The sequence below is a fragment of the Symbiopectobacterium sp. genome (assembly GCF_047692315.1).
Taxonomy (GTDB): Bacteria; Pseudomonadota; Gammaproteobacteria; order Enterobacterales; family Enterobacteriaceae; genus Symbiopectobacterium.
Map to the genome: position 1 here is coordinate 30,383 of NZ_JBLLJS010000003.1, position 14,944 is coordinate 45,326.

The window sequence follows — 14,944 nt, forward strand, 5'->3', positions numbered from 1 at the left end:
TCACTCACGCGTTAGAGCGTTTCACCGTTGGTGGCGATAACGTTCTGATACCAGTAGAAACTCTTCTTACGGTAGCGGGCCAGCGTGCCGTTACCGTCGTTATCCTGATCGACATAGATAAAGCCGTAACGCTTTGTTCATTTCTGACGTCGATGCACTGATAAGATCGATGGGCGCCCAAGAGGTGTAACCCATCAGTTCCACCCCGTCTTTCACCGCTTCTTGCATCTCTCTCAGGTGTGACTCAAAGAATACAATACGGTAGTCATCGTTCACCTGATGATTTTCGTCGATCTGATCCACGACTCCCATACCGTTTTCCACCACGAATAAGGGGATCTGATAACGATCGTACATATCGTTGAGCGCAATCCGCAACCCGACCGGATCGATCTGCCAGTCCCATTCGGTGGTTTTCAGATAGGGGTTCTTCACGCCACCGGAATCCCCAGAAACTGGACAATATCCCCCTGCTTCGCCATCAAGCCGGTGAACGTCGGTTCCAGCAACGCACCGACAATCGCCACGGAAACAAACGGATGCGCATTGAACGCTTTGGCACAGGAAAACGCTAACAGCAGCGGCAGGAAATAGAACACGCTGTTGCTCGCTGCCGCCAGAATTTTATAGGTACTGCCTGCGGTATCAATAAAGTGATAGGTCGACAGGATCACCAGAAACGCTTTCAGCATCCCGGCACCGGCCAATGCGGGCACAATAGGCACTAAGATGGAGGACGTTTTATTGAACAGACGTCCGACAATATTGCCTTTCTTCCCATCGGATTCGCCTTCACTGTCTGAGGAGACATCACCTTTAATCCCAAACTCGTCCACCAAAAGGCGATACACGGTAGTGACGTCATTGCCAATCACGACTTGGTATTGGTTATTACTTTCGACGGCCAAAATAACGCCATCCAGTTTATCCAATGCTGCTTTATTAAATTTTTTTCCATCTTTTAGTGAAAATCTTAAGCGTGTAATACCGTGAGTTAAAGAAACAACGTTCTTTTCACCACCAATAAGCTCAAGTATTTCCCCGGCAAGTAAACGGAAATTACTCATGGGCTGACCTCAATAATAGTCATAGTCGTATTTTTATGCCTTTGCATAAAAAACATTATTTATCATAGAATGAATAAGCGGCTGTTTTAGCGCTCGTATTAAAACCCATCGTGAGAATTGTCTTTAAAATTTCATTTCCTCACATGTTCAATATGTATAGAAAGAAACATCATTTCATCATCAGTTAACGAGCGGCCATAATCATGGCTAATAAATTTATTCACGCGTTTGGCACATTCATAAGAGGCAGAATATTTTAACGCGACAACGTCATGCAGCGAACTGTCATCGCTGGTAACATAGGTATTGCTCAGCAACCGATGAGCAAAAAATTTCAGGTGAGTGACAAAACGCTGAAAATTGATTGAGTCTTCTTCGTATTCAATTTTGAAATGGTATTTAACAATATTCAGAATATTCAGAATATCCTGAATAACTTTCAACACTGCTTTAATATCCGGCATGGCGCCGTCTTTCTGCGAGTTCAGCAGATGCAAGGCAATAAATCCGGCTTCGTCTTCAGGCAACTTAACGTGGAGTTGCTCATTAATTTCAGCAATCGCCCATTGGCCGATGATAAACTCATTGCGATAAAGGCGCTTGATATCCCACAGCAGCATATTTTCGACGTAGGTTCCCTGCCGAGTTCTTTCGATAGCAAAACTTAAGTGGTCAAGCAAAGAGGCATAAACGCTTTTATGAATTTTTCTGTCGAGTTTGCTGGTCGCCTGTTTGACGATGTCGAGAACGATATTAAACAGCACTTCAGGAACATCCTTAAACGCTTCACTGGTTTTATCAAGGCTATTTTCTTCATCGAGCCGAAATATTTTTTGAATACAGGCTTCATCAACCAGGTCGTCAGTTTTTTTTATTAAACCCGACGCCTTTTCCAATAACAACGCACTCCTTGCCGCTAAAATCGCGTGCAACGATGACATTGTTATTCAGAACCAGCTATATTCTCATATTTCACCCAAAAAAAGCAAAACCTAAAAGAGCCTTTCTCTCTTTTAGGTTTTGCCTGTTATTAAAACAGTAACAATCCATGCCTGAAAATACACCATAACCGGGTATGACTTGCAAGCACGGTCTGTTTGATTTTCGTTTTATTGTGATGATTATCACGCATTAACAGGGTGTTCACGACACCCCATAGCCGGCATAAAATGTGGCAACGAAAAAACATCCTTGTCTCAGGTTAATGGCTCTCAACGTGGGTCGAGCAGTTCCAACCGCTCCCGAATCTGTTCCCGCCAGGTGCTCAACAATGTTTCAATCTGATAAACCGCTTCCAGAGCCTCTCGGCTGGCTGCAAGATCGAAAACGATATCCTGCACGCAGCTCAGCGGCCATTGGCCGTAAGGGCGCTCCAGCAGATCAAGCGTGGCACCAGCGTAAACTTCACCTTCCTGCAACACACGATAGAACCAGCCGTTACGGGATTGCGCATGCATCAAGGTCGGTGCTGCATCCTCTTCCAGTCGCCCAGCCATGGTATTACAGGCAATACGCCCCCAGGATACCTGAAGCAGCGCCGTACCCACCTTGAAGATATCACCGGGGCACACGCTCTGTTCGGTAATACCCTGCGTCGAAAAATTTTCACCAAAAATTCCCGGTGCGTCGAATAGCGCGGCGCGATCAGGGTACTTATCCCGCCAGAAGGCATAATGCTCCCACACATAGTGTAACAGCGCACAGTCCGGATCCGGGTAGTAGGTTTTATCCCCCTGCTCGGTTTCCATACCGTGAGTATGAATCCAGGCCCGCTCGGTAAACACCTTCTTCTCATGAGGGACAGTTGTTTGTTTCGCATTGCACAAAATATGGGATAGCGTTGCTTTGTGTTCCATAAAACCTCCACGCTCAATGCTGGTGCTCCCCAGCTCGCCAGGGAGCAGATAATCAGAACTTGTAGGCGATCCCCGCCCAGAAATTGCGCCCCTGCTCAATGAATCCTTCGTTATAGGCATAATAGGCATAATAGGCATACTCGGTATCGAACAGGTTATTGACCGAGGCATTCACGCTAACGCCGCGGCCCACCTCGTAATCGGCACGCAGATTGGTCACGGTGAAGCCTGAGGCACGCTGTTTCGCGTCACTGCTGTTGTAAGCCGAGGAGCGCGCTTCCTGCGACAGTGTGAAGCTTAATGGTTCCCAAGGCTTAAATGTCATCCATGCAACCAGAGTGTGCGTCGGCAAATCGGTCACTTTACCCACTTCGTCCTGTTTAACATCGGCATGAATCAGGCCATAGCTCAGGCCAAGATCCAGCATCTCCGTCACGCGCCCTTTTACACCGAGATCCAGACCGGTATAGTCCACGCGCCCGCTGTTAAGGTTTTGCAGGGTATTGGCACAATGGTGTGCCCCAGAATCGCATCATTGACGCGGTTATAATAGACGCTGACATCATAGCCCCAGTCGCGGGTAAAGGTGCCGTTCCAGGTCACATCGATCGTTTGCGCCCGTTCTGAGTTCAAATGCGGATTTACCAGCACCGTCTGGCCGTTATACGCAGGCTTCGAGGTGGTGTAGCGCTCTTTTAGCGTTGGGAAACGCGTACGGTCCGAGAAGGAGAGCGACAGCGTATCTTCATTGGCGAAGTGATATTTGGTCATCAACTGCCAGTTAAACGCATTCTGGCTATTGTTGGCGTAATGGGTAATATCGCCGCTTTTCTCATGTTTCATTCCCTGACGGCTGTCGCGCCAGTCATAGCTGATACCTGCTACCACGTCGAGATTATCGGCGGCGGCCCACTGGTATTCACTCGCCAAAGACCAGGTGTGATCTTTGTAGCGGTCAAACAGCGCATCGACAGCGCCCCGTTCCCTATGCACATCATCCTTCCAGTTCACGGCAAACGAGAGCAGATCACTGGTGTACATATCAGCGGAGAGTTGCAGCCCGGCTCCGTTGCTGAAATCGGCGTAATGGCTGTAGCTACCATTGCGATTCTTCAAATATGCCAATGAGTTATACATCATTAGTGTGTTTTCAAAGGTATCACGATAGAGACGGCTTTTCAAGGTGTAGCGATCGCCAAGGTGCGTGGTGCCCTGATAGTAATAACTCTCTTTGTCGTATTGTGGCCACTGCCAATAACGAAATTTTTGACCGCTGGTGCCCGTATAGGGCGGGTTCTCTTTGCTGCCGTCTTGATTGATATAGGTAAACACGTATTCGTCGTTTTCGCGTGGGGTAAAGCCCACTTTGACTATCCCGCGTTTATCATCAGCCGCGGAGTTGATCATCTTGCCATTCTGCCCCGCAACCGGGTTGTCCACGCTGCGCGGCAGGCCGAGGAAATCCTGTTTCACCCGGCCACCACTGAGCTGGATATAGCCCATGTCATTGCTGGCACCCAGTGAAGCCTGGGTATCGAACGCATTGGTTTTGCTGCGGCTCCAACCCTGACGATATCCCACGCTGGCTTCCAGCGGTTTGGTCGGTTTTTTGCTGGTAATATTGATGGCACCGCCCATCTGGTTCGGGCCTTGCAGCAGCGACGAATAGCCTTTGGAGACTTCCAGCGACGCAATATCGGACGTGAGAAAACGCCCTAAATCCAGATTGCCATCGTAAGGAACATAGACCGGTATGCCGTCAAAAAAGACCGGCACCTGGCGACTATCAAAGCCACGCACTTTGACCTGTTGTTCGTTACGATTGCCCGATTTTTGCAATACCACGCCGGGCACCACGCTCAGCGCCTGTACCACATTGCGCTTATCCAGTTTTTGTATGGTTTCCTGATTAAGCACCGTGGTGGTAGCCGCAGGCACCGGGCTGGACCACACGGTCATGGTGTCGCTTTCCAGCCCAGCAACAGCGTTATGCGCGAAAGCAAGCAACAGCGCGGTGTAAAGATAATTTTTCTTACGTCTCATTGTTATTATGTCCTTTTTTATTTTCACTAAAGCGGCGAGTCTGGCCCCAGACACACCTTGATATCCGCTGGCGGTGCGTAATAGGGCGCCGAGGTCACAAACAGCGTGATGCCACAATCGAGATAATCCGGCAGGGTGGCGAGCGTGATGCCGCTGGTCAGCGCCAGCGTGCATGCAGGCGCGGGCGTGGGTGCGAGGCGGGCAATATTCGTCGCCTGCTCAGGGGTAAATTTGTCGAGCTGTACGCAGTCAGGTGCCGCACGCAGTGCCGCCAGCGCTTCGTCCGGCGTGTCCGCCTCCACCACAATCTTTCTTTCCGGCGCATTGCGACGCAGTTGGTTCACCATGGCAGGCCAGTCATCACCGTTTGCGAGAAAGCGTCGGTGATTGGCAAACAGCAGGATGGTTTCACTGCATCCGGCGCGATGAATCAGCCCTCCTGCGGCCTGCACGGCCTGCGTTGCGAGCAGCTTGGTGCCGGGGATCATTTTGCGCGTGCAGGAGATATGCCCATCAGGATGGCGCTGGCGCAGCAGGTCCAACATGCGTGCCAGATAGCCAGAAACACCGCAACTCCATTCCAGCACATTCTGTACCGCTTTCCATCCCTGATGCAGCGCAGCAGCCGAGCCGCTGGCACACAGCAAGGGCTGCCCGGCAACGACGCACTCGCCGTCATTCACCGAGGCCGTCACGCTAACCCCGAGTGACGTGAGCATCTGCCGCTGACACAACCGCCCTGCCGATGAAAAAAGGTGATATTTCCCGGCTGCGCGCCAATACCGAGCGCCTGCGTCGTCAGATCTCCGCCCTGAATATCTTCCAGTAGCCAGGCGTCGGTGAGCGCGTGTGGAAGGAAAATCATGATGTTGCCCAAGCGGCACACTGTCCCAATAGATCAGCGCCCAGTCACGGCTCGGCGGCGCAATCATGCTGACATCCTGCTGTTGATACCAACGATAAAGCCGCTCACGCTCGTCATCGCTGAGTGTCCCGAAGCTCCATTTCACGTTTTCTTCGAAGCGTGCATAAGTGCTGTTATCCTGCTGGCAGTTTGGTCCACGGATAAAATCGACCTGTGCATAAATCCCCATTTGATACAGCATATTAAGGGCATAGATATAGTTAGGCAGTTCCACCACGTCGCGCCCTAACGCCCGCTGAATCACCGGCGACATAAACGAGGTGCTGACCAGATGCGTGGTATACACGCGCAGCCGTGCCTGCCGCCATCGCTTGTCGCATATCGGCCACCAACGTCGAGCGAGATGCCACCGCGATATCACACACCGGCAGCTCGTCCCAACTCTCTTCCCACGCCCGGCGCACCCAGTTCACGTTATCCGCACCTTGCTGTCGCGCGCGGCGGGCAGCCACCTCCAGCATGCCCTGGCTGTAATCCACGCCGTACACCGTCTCCATGTTATCCGCCAGCGCCAACGCCACTGTGCCCGGGCCGCACCCCATATCAAACAGCGACTGCGCACCGCGCAGATCAATCTTCGCCACCAGTTGTTGCAGATAGCTGTCCTGGGGCGCAGCACAATTTTCTGCCATCTTCTCCGCCCGTTTATCCCAGTGATCGGGCGTTTTTTCCGTGCGGTGGGCCAGCGCCAGTTGCTGGCGGTAAAGGTCTGCAAAATCAATGTCATCAATCAGCATTGCTATCCCTTATCAATGAGTGCCATACAAATGGCGGTGAATCTGCGAGGGTGTCACCCGGTACAACGCTGCGAGCCTGTTGGTGTGCAATTGCTCTGCGGGAGCGCCTTGTGTCATCCGACCATCGGGCTCCACCATCACCACGCTGTCGGCAATCGCGCGCGCATGCAGGGGATGGTGCGTCGCCATCAACAACGTCATCCCCTGCTGTTTCAGCGCCACCAGCGTTTCCAACAAATCGATTTGGTGACCAAAATCCAAACTGGAAGCCGGCTCATCCAGCAGTAATAAGCGCGGCTTTTGCGCTAAAGCGCAGGCAATCAGCACCAGTTGTCGTTCGCCGCCGCTCAGCAGGTTCCAGCGCCGCGCTGCCAGATGTGCGATCCCCAGCGCCATTAGCTGCTGCAATGTCGCTTCTCGTTCTCGGTGACCGGGCACGGCAAACGTACTCATATGCGGCGTCAGCCCCATCATCACCATGTCGAGCACGCTAAAGGCGAACGCGCCTTCATGCGCCTGCGGCACCCAGGCAATCACGCTGGCGCGCTGCGCATCTGAATAACGGTGCAAGGGGGTATCGGCCAGCACAATCTCGCCGGAAAGGAGCGGCAACACGCCAAGAATGGCGCGCATTAACGTGGTTTTCCCGCAGCTATTAGCGCCCAGCAAGCAGCAGGCACTCCCCGCAGGCAGGGAGAACACCACATCGCGCAATACCGCGCGGCGGGCGTAGCCCACAGTGGCCTGACGCACTTCGAGCAGCGACATCATCGGCCCCCTCGTAACAACAACAGCAGGAAGAACGGCGCACCGATAAAGGCCGTCAGAATGCCGAGAGGAATTTCAGTGCCGCTCAGGGCGCGCGCCAGCGTATCGGTCAGCAGCAGCAAAATGGCGCCAATGCTCATGACAACCGGCAACAAGCGCTGGTGGTTGTTACCCGTCAGTAAGCGCCCGATATGCGGCACCACCAGCCCGACCCAGCCGATAACGCCCGCGACTGCCACAGCGCTGGCCGTCATCAGCGTGGCGCACACAATCAGCCCCATGCGCAAGCGTGTGACATTAATGCCCAGCGCACGTGCTTCATCGTCTGCCAGCGTCAGCAAGTTCATGCGCCAGCGCAGCGCCAATCAGTAACGCCGCCGCGATACGCGGCAGGCGGATCTGCCAGAACACGATCTGATCTTGCGGCAAATGGCTGTCAGGGCTGAAAAACAGCCCTATAACCTGGCGAAGGCTTAAGGGATACGCACCGGAAAAAACGGCCAGCGCGATACACAGTAGCGCCAAGGTGCTTAACAGCGTAAACAGGGTTGCCGTTCTCATTGCGCGTTAACGATCCGGTTAAACTGCGTCTCGCTCAACGGCGCATGCCAGAACAGCGTGGCAAAGCGCATCATGTCTGCTTCGAATGAACGTGCCACCTCCTTGTCCAGCCAGGCATGCAAGCGTCGCAAGCCGAGCAGCCAATTGATGCCCGGCGGTGCATCCAGCCAGCCAAACGGCAAGCCGCTAAGAAACAGGATGCGTTTTTGCGCAATGGCCTTCACCCCCTGCCATACCGGATCGTGAGTAAGCGTGTGCAGGGTCGCCGCCTCCTGCACCAAAATCATGTCCGGCTGCCAGGCCAGCAGGTTCTCCAGCGACACCTGCGCCAACCCCTGACGATCCGGCAGTTGTGCGACATTTTTCAGCCCCATCAGTTCGGCCGCTTCAGTGTGTAAGGAACCGGCCAGCCCGGTTTCCAACCCGCTGGCGCCGCGTAAAAGCGAACGTTGGCTGCATCCGAGTGGGCGAAGGACTGCGCCTGCTCAATAAACTGACGCGCCAATTCCGCTTGCGGCTCGGTGCGAAACGCTACGCCGAGCGCGTTCCCTATCTCCTATAACTGCTGCGGCGTGCGCGCCAGCGTGCCGTTGATCAGTAGCCACGGAGTTTGTGTTTGGGTGCTGATCCGTTGCGCTTGTGAGGTCCAGGTTTCATCCGCATTGCCACAATCCACAATCATATCGGGTTTCAACGCGAGCAGTTTTTCCAGCGACAGCGTAGTAGCACGTCCCGCCAGACGGCCCAACTTAGGTAAGCGGGTAATCGCTTCCGGCAGCAGATCTTTGCCCGTCTGGGAGAAATCGAAGGAAGAGAAACCCAGCAATTTTTCCGGTGCCGGTGCCGCAGCCATCAGCAACAAATCGGCAGGCACGCCCGCGCTGATAACGCGGTGGATATTTTGTGGTGCGAGTAAGCTTCCCACAGCAAACGTCAGAGAGTCGGCGGAAAAGGCTGGCCACCCCCGCAGCAACCCTGCGGCAGCCATCGCCTGAAGTAAGCGTCGTCGTGTTACTGGCATAACATCATCCTGAATACGCAATATTTCATTATATATTTACACATATAACGAAAGGATCGTTGCTCAATGTCAACACTTGCTAACTTAGGTAATCATTTCATTCGTAACTTTTCAGATTCCGCCGACGCTCAAATGCACGTAAAGCCAATACACTTGAGAGGCCGTACTTAAGCTAATATCTTGGAAAATAAATATAAAAGAGGATAATTATGGCATCTTATCAATGGCATTCGCGCGCTGCGATGGCTGCACTCATTGCTGTATCGCTAAGTGCCTGTGTGCCGATGCAGCGCCAACGCGCCGCCTACACGGATCTTTGCCAGAGTGAGTACAGCTTCAAAGTGCCGGGCCCGCAGGGGGAAACCACCCTGATGCTCGAAACCTATCTCTACGATCACGCGATTTCCTATGCCCCTTCCCGCTATATGCAAACACTGTTCTCCATTCCTTACGTTAACGGGCCGGAAGCCAAACCGGAGTTTTATGTCCAACTGATCGCCTATAACAAAAACCGCCTGCGCCCTTCTCGTCCAGGTAAAAAAGGTGAACCCGCCATTCCGGTTATCTACGACAGCCGGCAGGCTTATGTCACTCTGGAAGATGGCACTCGGGTGAATGCACAGCCTGAGCTGTTTCTCGGAACGCTCGCCTACGATTTTCCGATTTCCGATATGAAATACGCGCGCATGCCCCCTTACGACATCAACAGTGATGAAGTGCACCACCGCATCCCGAAACTCACTAACAACGACGATTACGGTTCGGTCTATGTGATATTCAAAACGCCACGCTTCACGGCAAACTCAAAGTGGACCATACACTTAGGGGAATTGACGGTCGCGGGTCAAAAAGTGGCGATTCCGCCGATGTCTCTGTGCTATCACCCACGGAAAGAGTGGATTGGCATTGAACCGCTGATGCGCCCGTAACTTTCAGGTCAGGCTGAAGTGTTCCACACAAATACAAAATCCTCTTGAACAGAATAAAAAATATAAAATACAACAAGTTATTATCAACGTTCGTAGACCTGACAATGAAAAAAGAAGAGTATTGTTATCGCATACTGAAAACGTATTCTCTGATTGTCGATTTTGACGGTGAGCCGCACCGCATCAATGTTCCCAGTCCTATCGACGACGCTGATGAGACGCTCGCACAATGGCGCTCACGGGTGCTGGGCCCGGATGCCACAAACGTTGTTTTCTACCAACCCACTCAAGCTGCACCCAATAACCGCATCGCCACACTGCAACAGCGCGCCTCTGCCGACCACGTTGAACGGATGTTTAAATCGTTAGCGAAGGCGAAAGATGAGCGAGCAGAAAAGAAGACGCTTGATAAAGTCGAGAAAGAAGTGACTGCGGTGAAAAAGCAGCTCATCACTTTCCCGTGCGATACGCTGGAAGAAGTGGTGGAGACGTTTGGCGATAAGCTGGAACCTTCGGTAATCGAGTTTTTCGACCGCTTTCTTGAGGATACCGGAGAGCACATCGACACGGAAAGCTTGCTGAAGGAACTTATCTCGACATACAACAGCGCAGCAAAAGCGTTCAGAGAAAAGAATCAATACCCCATCAGCGCGCAGGCCCACGGAAAGCCCGACGCCATTCGCTCGGGCTAAGGTTGAAACTGGCCTTGAAACGTTGTCGAAATGAAATCGGCGAAGCAAATCCTGCCATTTGCGCCACCACCTCGACGCTATGATCGCTGCTTTCCAACAGCATCTGGCTGCGCTGCAAACGCTCTGCGGTGAGCCACTCGCCCACCGTCATGCCTGTTGCCTTAATAACATGCCTGTTGCCTTAATAAAGTGGCGGGTAAAGGTACGGCGACTCATGCTGACAAAAGCAGCCAGCGAATCCAGAGAATGAGGTTTATCGAGATGGCTGCGCAGATAATCCAACAGCGCATTGATATGTGTGTCACGCGTGGTTTCCGGCACCGGGCGCTCAATAAACTGCGCCTGCCCGCCATCCCGATAGGGGGGAACCACCATGCGACGCGCCACGCGATTTGCCAACGCACTGCCACAGTGAGAACGGATGATATCCAGACAGCAATCGATGCCATTACTCGCAGTTGCCGTGCGGGCGTGCCCGTGTCGAATACGTTCGCCATTGTGGCAGAGCACCTGAGCGGCCCGCTGGCAAACGAATTCAAAACCATCGATCACTGGCTCAAGCTAGGCATTCCCCTGCGCCAGGTGATCCAGACCTCTGCCACACGGGTACCGATGGCGGAATACCGTTTCTTCGTGGTGATTCTGATCATCAACTAGGAAGCGGGCGGTCGGTTAGGTGAGACACTGGAGCGGCTCTCCGCCACGCTGCGCGACAGGCGCGAACTGCAACTTAAAGTGCAGTCGAAAACCTCAGAAGCGCGCGCGTCCGCCAAGATTGTCGCCGCTATGTTCCCCTGCTGCCTCGCCTATTTGTATATGAAGTCGCCGGAGGATTTCAGCTTTTTGTTCTCCGACCCGGTGGGCACCTCGGTGCTGATTTACGCCCTGTGCAGCGTCTCGCTGGGGATGTTGGTGACCCATTTGATAGTCAAGCGGGTTGGATAAGAGAGAGCCGAAATGACGTTATTAAGCGACCCCTTACTGCTGCTGGCCCTGATGTTGATCATCGCTGGCATCGTGCTTGGCCGTACGCAACATAAGGCGCGTCAGTACAAACTGTTGGAAAACCGTCTGCGTGGACACCTGCCTGCCGAGAGCACCGAGACGGATTCACAAGACACCATCCTGCGCGGTCAGGGAACGGCATTGTCGCCCTGGCTGGAAGCGCTGCTGCGGCCAGTCGCAGCGCAAGGCGAGCGACTGGCGGGTTCAGACCATGATCGCCGTAACCTGCGCCGCATGCTGGATCTGGCCGGTTTACGCCGCCATGAAGCGGTGGGCTGGCTGGTGATGGGCAAATTTATCACAGGTGCGTTGATTGCCGTGCTGCTGGTATAAAGCTGGCGCGCGCGGTGCCGGACGCGCTGGATCTGATGGTAGTGTGCGCCGAAGCGGGCTTGCCCATCGGGCGTGTACTGCACGTGGTATCAAAAGAGCTGGGCCTTTCCTCACCGGAAATGGCGGATGAATTGCACTACACCGCCGCCGAGTTGCAGATCTTGTCCGATCGTACCTTGGCGATGATGCACCTGGCGGAGCGCACCCGTGTCAGCGAAATCGAAAGCATGGTAGCCACACTTATTCAGGCAGAACGCTACGGCACCCCGCTCTCTCAGGCGCTGCGCACTATTGCGGACGAAGGCCGCAATACACTGATTTTAGGGATGGAAGAGAAAGCGGGAAAGCTGCCCGCACAGCTCAGCGTGCTATTGATGACGCTGATCCTGCCACCGATTATCGCCATTATGGCTGCCCCCGCTTTGGTGCGTGTGGTACGCCTGCTGGTGCAATGAACAACCGATGGAGTCCGTGAAGATGTTTGGTCAGATAACCTTGAGTAACAAAATCGCTCACCGCCGCCGCACCTTCTCACTGACGGTGTTGCTGCTCAGTATGGCGCTGGCTGTGGCAGTCCAATGGCGATCAAGGGCAATAAAGACGAAAGACTGCGTCTGGCACGTTTGCTGCGCGATCAGGGACGGGTGGAAGCCGCGACCGATGTCTATACGCGTTTGGACAGCCGTAACATGCTGAAAGGGGCGGAAATGCTGGAATACGCCAGCGTCGCAGCACTGGCTCGTTCACCGCAGCAAACGCTGGAACTGTACAGCCGGGCACGTCAGGCATTAGGAGGCGACACGGACAAAATGTCTCCCGAAGAAGCGCTGGCCGTCTGTTTAGGCATGGGGCGCGCCCAGTTAGCGCTGGGACGTAACACCATGGCGCAGAAAGATTTTGCCTGTGCGCTGAAAGCGCAGCCAAACAACCCGCTCGCATTCAATGGTATGGGCGTGGTGATGGACAGCGCAGGGCAACATACTCAGGCACGTCAGATGTTCGAAAAAGCGTTGCAGGTGAACCCGGCAGATGTCTCTGCCATCAACAATCTGGCTCTCTCCTGGCTTGCCAGCGGCAACCCGGATAAAGCTATCCCACTACTGCGCTCACTGGATGACGGCAACACCACCGGAAAACTTAATCTGGCGCTGGCCTATCTCGCCAGCGATCGGGAAGACGATGCGCGCACTGCGCTGGGTGCCATCGCACAGCCACAGCGGATTGATGCCTTGGTAGCCTCGCTGCACCAGCGTTTGCAACAGATGCAGCAGGATAAAACCCGTGTCGAAACGCTGCTGGCCTCCAGCCGCCAACGCCTGCAACTGAGTAACCCGGAATAATGGCAAGCATGCGCGATACGCTCCAACATCAAGCTCTGCGCTGGCGCGCCTCGCACGGCGTGATCGCGACCGAGGTCGCCTTTTTGGTATCGGTGACGATGGTCGGCGTGATGATGCTTTTTGAGCTGGCACGTATTGGGCTGGTGATCGCGGTCGGCAGCGCTGCGCTGGATAAAGCGGTACAGAGTTTCCGCCTCGATAATCTAAACACCGTCAGCCCGGAGCAGATGAGTACGCGCCTTAAAACGCGCATGGTGGATTCGGCATATGGCTACCTCAACGCAGACAACCTCACCGTCAATGTGCTGCATTTCGAAAACCTGAACCAATTAGGTGGTTTTACCGCCAGCGGTAATAAATCAAACTACGCGCAAAATGACGAAGAGAACACTACCACGCTGCCGGTGTGGTCCGTCACGGTACAGATTGAAAAGGCGTTTATCACGCCGCTGCCAGAAGTATTAACGCTGGGCACCACCTTCCGCTATCAGTACAAGCACGTGTTCGGCACGGAGTTACGCAATGACTAAGACGCTGTTGCGCTACGTGAAACGCTTTCGCACCTCATGCCGCGGGGTTGCCGCAGTGGAAACCGCACTGGCGTTTCCTATTGTTCTGGCGATCGGTTCGTTGTGTGCCGACATGTACAACATTGGTCTGGAGCGCTCACGCATGGAGCAACGTGCAGGTGCCATCGTCTCGATACTGGCGATGCAGCAGGATCTGACGGAAACCGGGCTGCAAGGGCTGCTTGATACCGTATTGCCGAAGCAAGGATTGGGGAATTACCAGTTACTGATCAGCAACGTGCGCCAGACGGGCGATCTCTATTGGCAACTGAGTCGCGGTACGGCGAAAGGCCTGTGCGTGGGGAGTGAAACCCAGCCGAATACGCCATATCTGCCTGACCTGCCCGAGCGAGGTGCAAAAACGGCAGCAAGAGCACCTCCATGTTGGTGGTGGAGATTTGTCGTCAGGGCAAAGACGTCGCCTTGCTGGGCGGCATGTCATTAGGTGGCTTGTTGCACGCCACGGCAATCAATCGGGTTGCCATCGGCGTAGTGGATTTAGACGAAGCCCTGAGCAAAGAAGCCGGGCTGGATAATGATAAAACATAACGACACGTGACGGGCAAAAAGACCCCTCCATAACCACGCGCACCGATACAGAGCCATGTCGTATTGCTTTTTTTCCCGCTGATTCGGGCGGGATACCTATGCACTAAATTTGGCCACTCAGGATGTTAAAAGATGAAAAAAGCGATAAAAAAAACAGTGAACTGAAAAAATGCAGCCGTAGCATGCGCCCCTTTTGGCGCGCCGCGCAGTCCGCTTTTATTCATCAGGAAACCGGCGCAAGCACGGCATTCTACGTGCTCGGCACCATGGCGCTGCTGGTCAGCGCCGCCTTTATTGTCGATACCTCGACCGCCACCGGCGATGCCACTCAGATAAAGCGCGCGACGGACGCAGCGGCGCTGGCTGTCGCGCATCAGGCCACCATCAACGGCGACGAGTATGACCCAGAACAGATTAAAGAACTGGCCTATCAATACGTCAAAAACAACCTCGGGTTGAATAATGCACTCGACAACAAGCTCACCCGCGAAGACGTCACCGTCACTGAAGGACGCAAAAACGACACGCGCAAAACCTATACCGTCTAAG

The 14,944-nt window shown here is 53.8% G+C and carries 12 protein-coding genes and 10 pseudogenes; 9 read left to right on the forward strand and 13 right to left on the reverse strand.

The features are described from left to right. Positions 1-11: 11 nt before the first annotated feature. From ACMZI0_RS00815 to ACMZI0_RS00870, 12 genes and pseudogenes are all read right to left on the reverse strand, one after another. A pseudogene (locus ACMZI0_RS00815) lies at positions 12-435 on the reverse strand (family 1 glycosylhydrolase); the annotation flags it as partial. Beyond that, positions 432-1,067 carry a PTS transporter subunit EIIB gene (locus tag ACMZI0_RS00820; protein ID WP_415671599.1) on the reverse strand — a complete coding sequence of 212 codons (636 nt, stop codon included), beginning with the start codon at positions 1,065-1,067 and terminating at the stop codon, positions 432-434. The pseudogene ACMZI0_RS00815 and the gene ACMZI0_RS00820, both read right to left, overlap by 4 nt. 131 nt (positions 1,068-1,198) lie before the next feature. Beyond that, positions 1,199-1,963, reverse strand: coding sequence for a PRD domain-containing protein (locus ACMZI0_RS00825; RefSeq protein ID WP_415671600.1), 765 nt, complete (start codon positions 1,961-1,963; stop codon positions 1,199-1,201). After that, on the reverse strand, positions 1,929-2,024 hold the full coding sequence (locus ACMZI0_RS00830) for a CAT RNA binding domain-containing protein (RefSeq protein ID WP_415671683.1): 96 nt from the start codon (positions 2,022-2,024) through the stop codon (positions 1,929-1,931). The genes ACMZI0_RS00825 and ACMZI0_RS00830 overlap by 35 nt, the downstream gene beginning before the upstream one ends. A 254-nt stretch (positions 2,025-2,278) precedes the next feature. Continuing rightward, complete coding sequence (locus ACMZI0_RS00835; RefSeq protein WP_415671601.1) at positions 2,279-2,923, reverse strand: MOSC domain-containing protein; 645 nt, start codon at positions 2,921-2,923, stop codon at positions 2,279-2,281. A 52-nt stretch (positions 2,924-2,975) separates the two neighbouring features. After that, positions 2,976-4,966 (reverse strand): annotated as a pseudogene (locus ACMZI0_RS00840) (TonB-dependent receptor plug domain-containing protein). Positions 4,967-4,992: 26 nt separating this feature from the next. Then, positions 4,993-5,831 (reverse strand): annotated as a pseudogene (gene modD / locus ACMZI0_RS00845) (ModD protein). A gap of 13 nt (positions 5,832-5,844) precedes the next feature. Beyond that, a pseudogene (locus tag ACMZI0_RS00850) lies at positions 5,845-6,628 on the reverse strand (class I SAM-dependent methyltransferase); the annotation flags it as partial. Positions 6,629-6,640: 12 nt separating this feature from the next. After that, positions 6,641-7,396, reverse strand: coding sequence for an ABC transporter ATP-binding protein (locus ACMZI0_RS00855; protein ID WP_415671684.1), 756 nt, complete (start codon positions 7,394-7,396; stop codon positions 6,641-6,643). Continuing rightward, positions 7,396-7,755 (reverse strand): annotated as a pseudogene (locus ACMZI0_RS00860) (FecCD family ABC transporter permease); the annotation flags it as partial. The gene ACMZI0_RS00855 and the pseudogene ACMZI0_RS00860, both read right to left, overlap by 1 nt. Beyond that, on the reverse strand, positions 7,715-7,957 hold the full coding sequence (locus tag ACMZI0_RS00865; RefSeq protein WP_415671602.1) for an iron chelate uptake ABC transporter family permease subunit: 243 nt from the start codon (positions 7,955-7,957) through the stop codon (positions 7,715-7,717). The gene ACMZI0_RS00865 and the pseudogene ACMZI0_RS00860, both read right to left, overlap by 41 nt. Next, positions 7,954-8,978: pseudogene (locus ACMZI0_RS00870) on the reverse strand (ABC transporter substrate-binding protein). The gene ACMZI0_RS00865 and the pseudogene ACMZI0_RS00870 overlap by 4 nt, the downstream one beginning before the upstream one ends. A gap of 209 nt (positions 8,979-9,187) precedes the next feature. On the opposite strand from ACMZI0_RS00870, the gene ACMZI0_RS00875 reads away from it, so the two are divergent. Both ACMZI0_RS00875 and ACMZI0_RS00880 read left to right on the forward strand, forming a co-directional pair. Next, positions 9,188-9,907 carry a hypothetical protein gene (locus ACMZI0_RS00875; RefSeq protein ID WP_415671603.1) on the forward strand — a complete coding sequence of 240 codons (720 nt, stop codon included), beginning with the start codon at positions 9,188-9,190 and terminating at the stop codon, positions 9,905-9,907. Positions 9,908-10,011: 104 nt separating this feature from the next. After that, positions 10,012-10,599: a hypothetical protein gene (locus ACMZI0_RS00880; protein ID WP_415671604.1), complete on the forward strand. Its 588-nt coding sequence runs from the start codon at positions 10,012-10,014 to the stop codon at positions 10,597-10,599. On the opposite strand, the pseudogene ACMZI0_RS00885 reads toward ACMZI0_RS00880, so the two are convergent. After that, positions 10,553-11,052 (reverse strand): annotated as a pseudogene (locus tag ACMZI0_RS00885) (GlxA family transcriptional regulator); the annotation flags it as partial. The gene ACMZI0_RS00880 and the pseudogene ACMZI0_RS00885 overlap by 47 nt on opposite strands. On the opposite strand from ACMZI0_RS00885, the pseudogene ACMZI0_RS00890 reads away from it, so the two are divergent. The 7 genes and pseudogenes from ACMZI0_RS00890 to ACMZI0_RS00920 form a co-directional block, all read left to right on the forward strand. Beyond that, a pseudogene (locus ACMZI0_RS00890) lies at positions 11,032-11,544 on the forward strand (type II secretion system F family protein); the annotation flags it as partial. The pseudogenes ACMZI0_RS00885 and ACMZI0_RS00890 sit on opposite strands and share 21 nt — an antisense overlap. 12 nt (positions 11,545-11,556) lie before the next feature. Next, a complete protein-coding gene (locus ACMZI0_RS00895; RefSeq protein WP_415671605.1) occupies positions 11,557-11,937 on the forward strand; it encodes a hypothetical protein in 381 nt (126 codons plus the stop codon). Positions 11,938-11,951: 14 nt separating this feature from the next. Continuing rightward, on the forward strand, positions 11,952-12,392 hold the full coding sequence (locus ACMZI0_RS00900) for a type II secretion system F family protein (RefSeq protein WP_415671606.1): 441 nt from the start codon (positions 11,952-11,954) through the stop codon (positions 12,390-12,392). A gap of 105 nt (positions 12,393-12,497) precedes the next feature. Next, positions 12,498-13,277: pseudogene (locus ACMZI0_RS00905) on the forward strand (tetratricopeptide repeat protein); the annotation flags it as partial. An 8-nt stretch (positions 13,278-13,285) separates the two neighbouring features. Beyond that, complete coding sequence (locus ACMZI0_RS00910; RefSeq protein WP_415671607.1) at positions 13,286-13,807, forward strand: hypothetical protein; 522 nt, start codon at positions 13,286-13,288, stop codon at positions 13,805-13,807. Next, a pseudogene (locus ACMZI0_RS00915) lies at positions 13,800-14,395 on the forward strand (TadE/TadG family type IV pilus assembly protein). The gene ACMZI0_RS00910 and the pseudogene ACMZI0_RS00915 overlap by 8 nt, the downstream one beginning before the upstream one ends. Before the next feature lie 182 nt (positions 14,396-14,577). Beyond that, entirely contained in the window at positions 14,578-14,943 is a 366-nt protein-coding gene (locus ACMZI0_RS00920; RefSeq protein WP_415671608.1) for a pilus assembly protein TadG-related protein, read from the forward strand. Position 14,944: the final 1 nt, after the last annotated feature.

Excerpts from the sequence above, each read along its gene's own strand:
- ACMZI0_RS00820 (WP_415671599.1), bottom strand. The coding sequence starts at position 1,067 with ATGAGTAATTTCCGTTTACTTGCCGGGGAAATACTTGAGCTTATTGGT.
- ACMZI0_RS00835 (WP_415671601.1), bottom strand. The coding sequence starts at position 2,923 with ATGGAACACAAAGCAACGCTATCCCATATTTTGTGCAATGCGAAACAA.
- ACMZI0_RS00855 (WP_415671684.1), bottom strand. The coding sequence starts at position 7,396 with ATGTCGCTGCTCGAAGTGCGTCAGGCCACTGTGGGCTACGCCCGCCGC.
- ACMZI0_RS00865 (WP_415671602.1), bottom strand. The coding sequence starts at position 7,957 with ATGAGAACGGCAACCCTGTTTACGCTGTTAAGCACCTTGGCGCTACTG.
- ACMZI0_RS00875 (WP_415671603.1), top strand. The coding sequence starts at position 9,188 with ATGGCATCTTATCAATGGCATTCGCGCGCTGCGATGGCTGCACTCATT.
- ACMZI0_RS00880 (WP_415671604.1), top strand. The coding sequence starts at position 10,012 with ATGAAAAAAGAAGAGTATTGTTATCGCATACTGAAAACGTATTCTCTG.
- ACMZI0_RS00895 (WP_415671605.1), top strand. The coding sequence starts at position 11,557 with ATGACGTTATTAAGCGACCCCTTACTGCTGCTGGCCCTGATGTTGATC.
- ACMZI0_RS00910 (WP_415671607.1), top strand. The coding sequence starts at position 13,286 with ATGCGCGATACGCTCCAACATCAAGCTCTGCGCTGGCGCGCCTCGCAC.
- ACMZI0_RS00920 (WP_415671608.1), top strand. The coding sequence starts at position 14,578 with ATGCGCCCCTTTTGGCGCGCCGCGCAGTCCGCTTTTATTCATCAGGAA.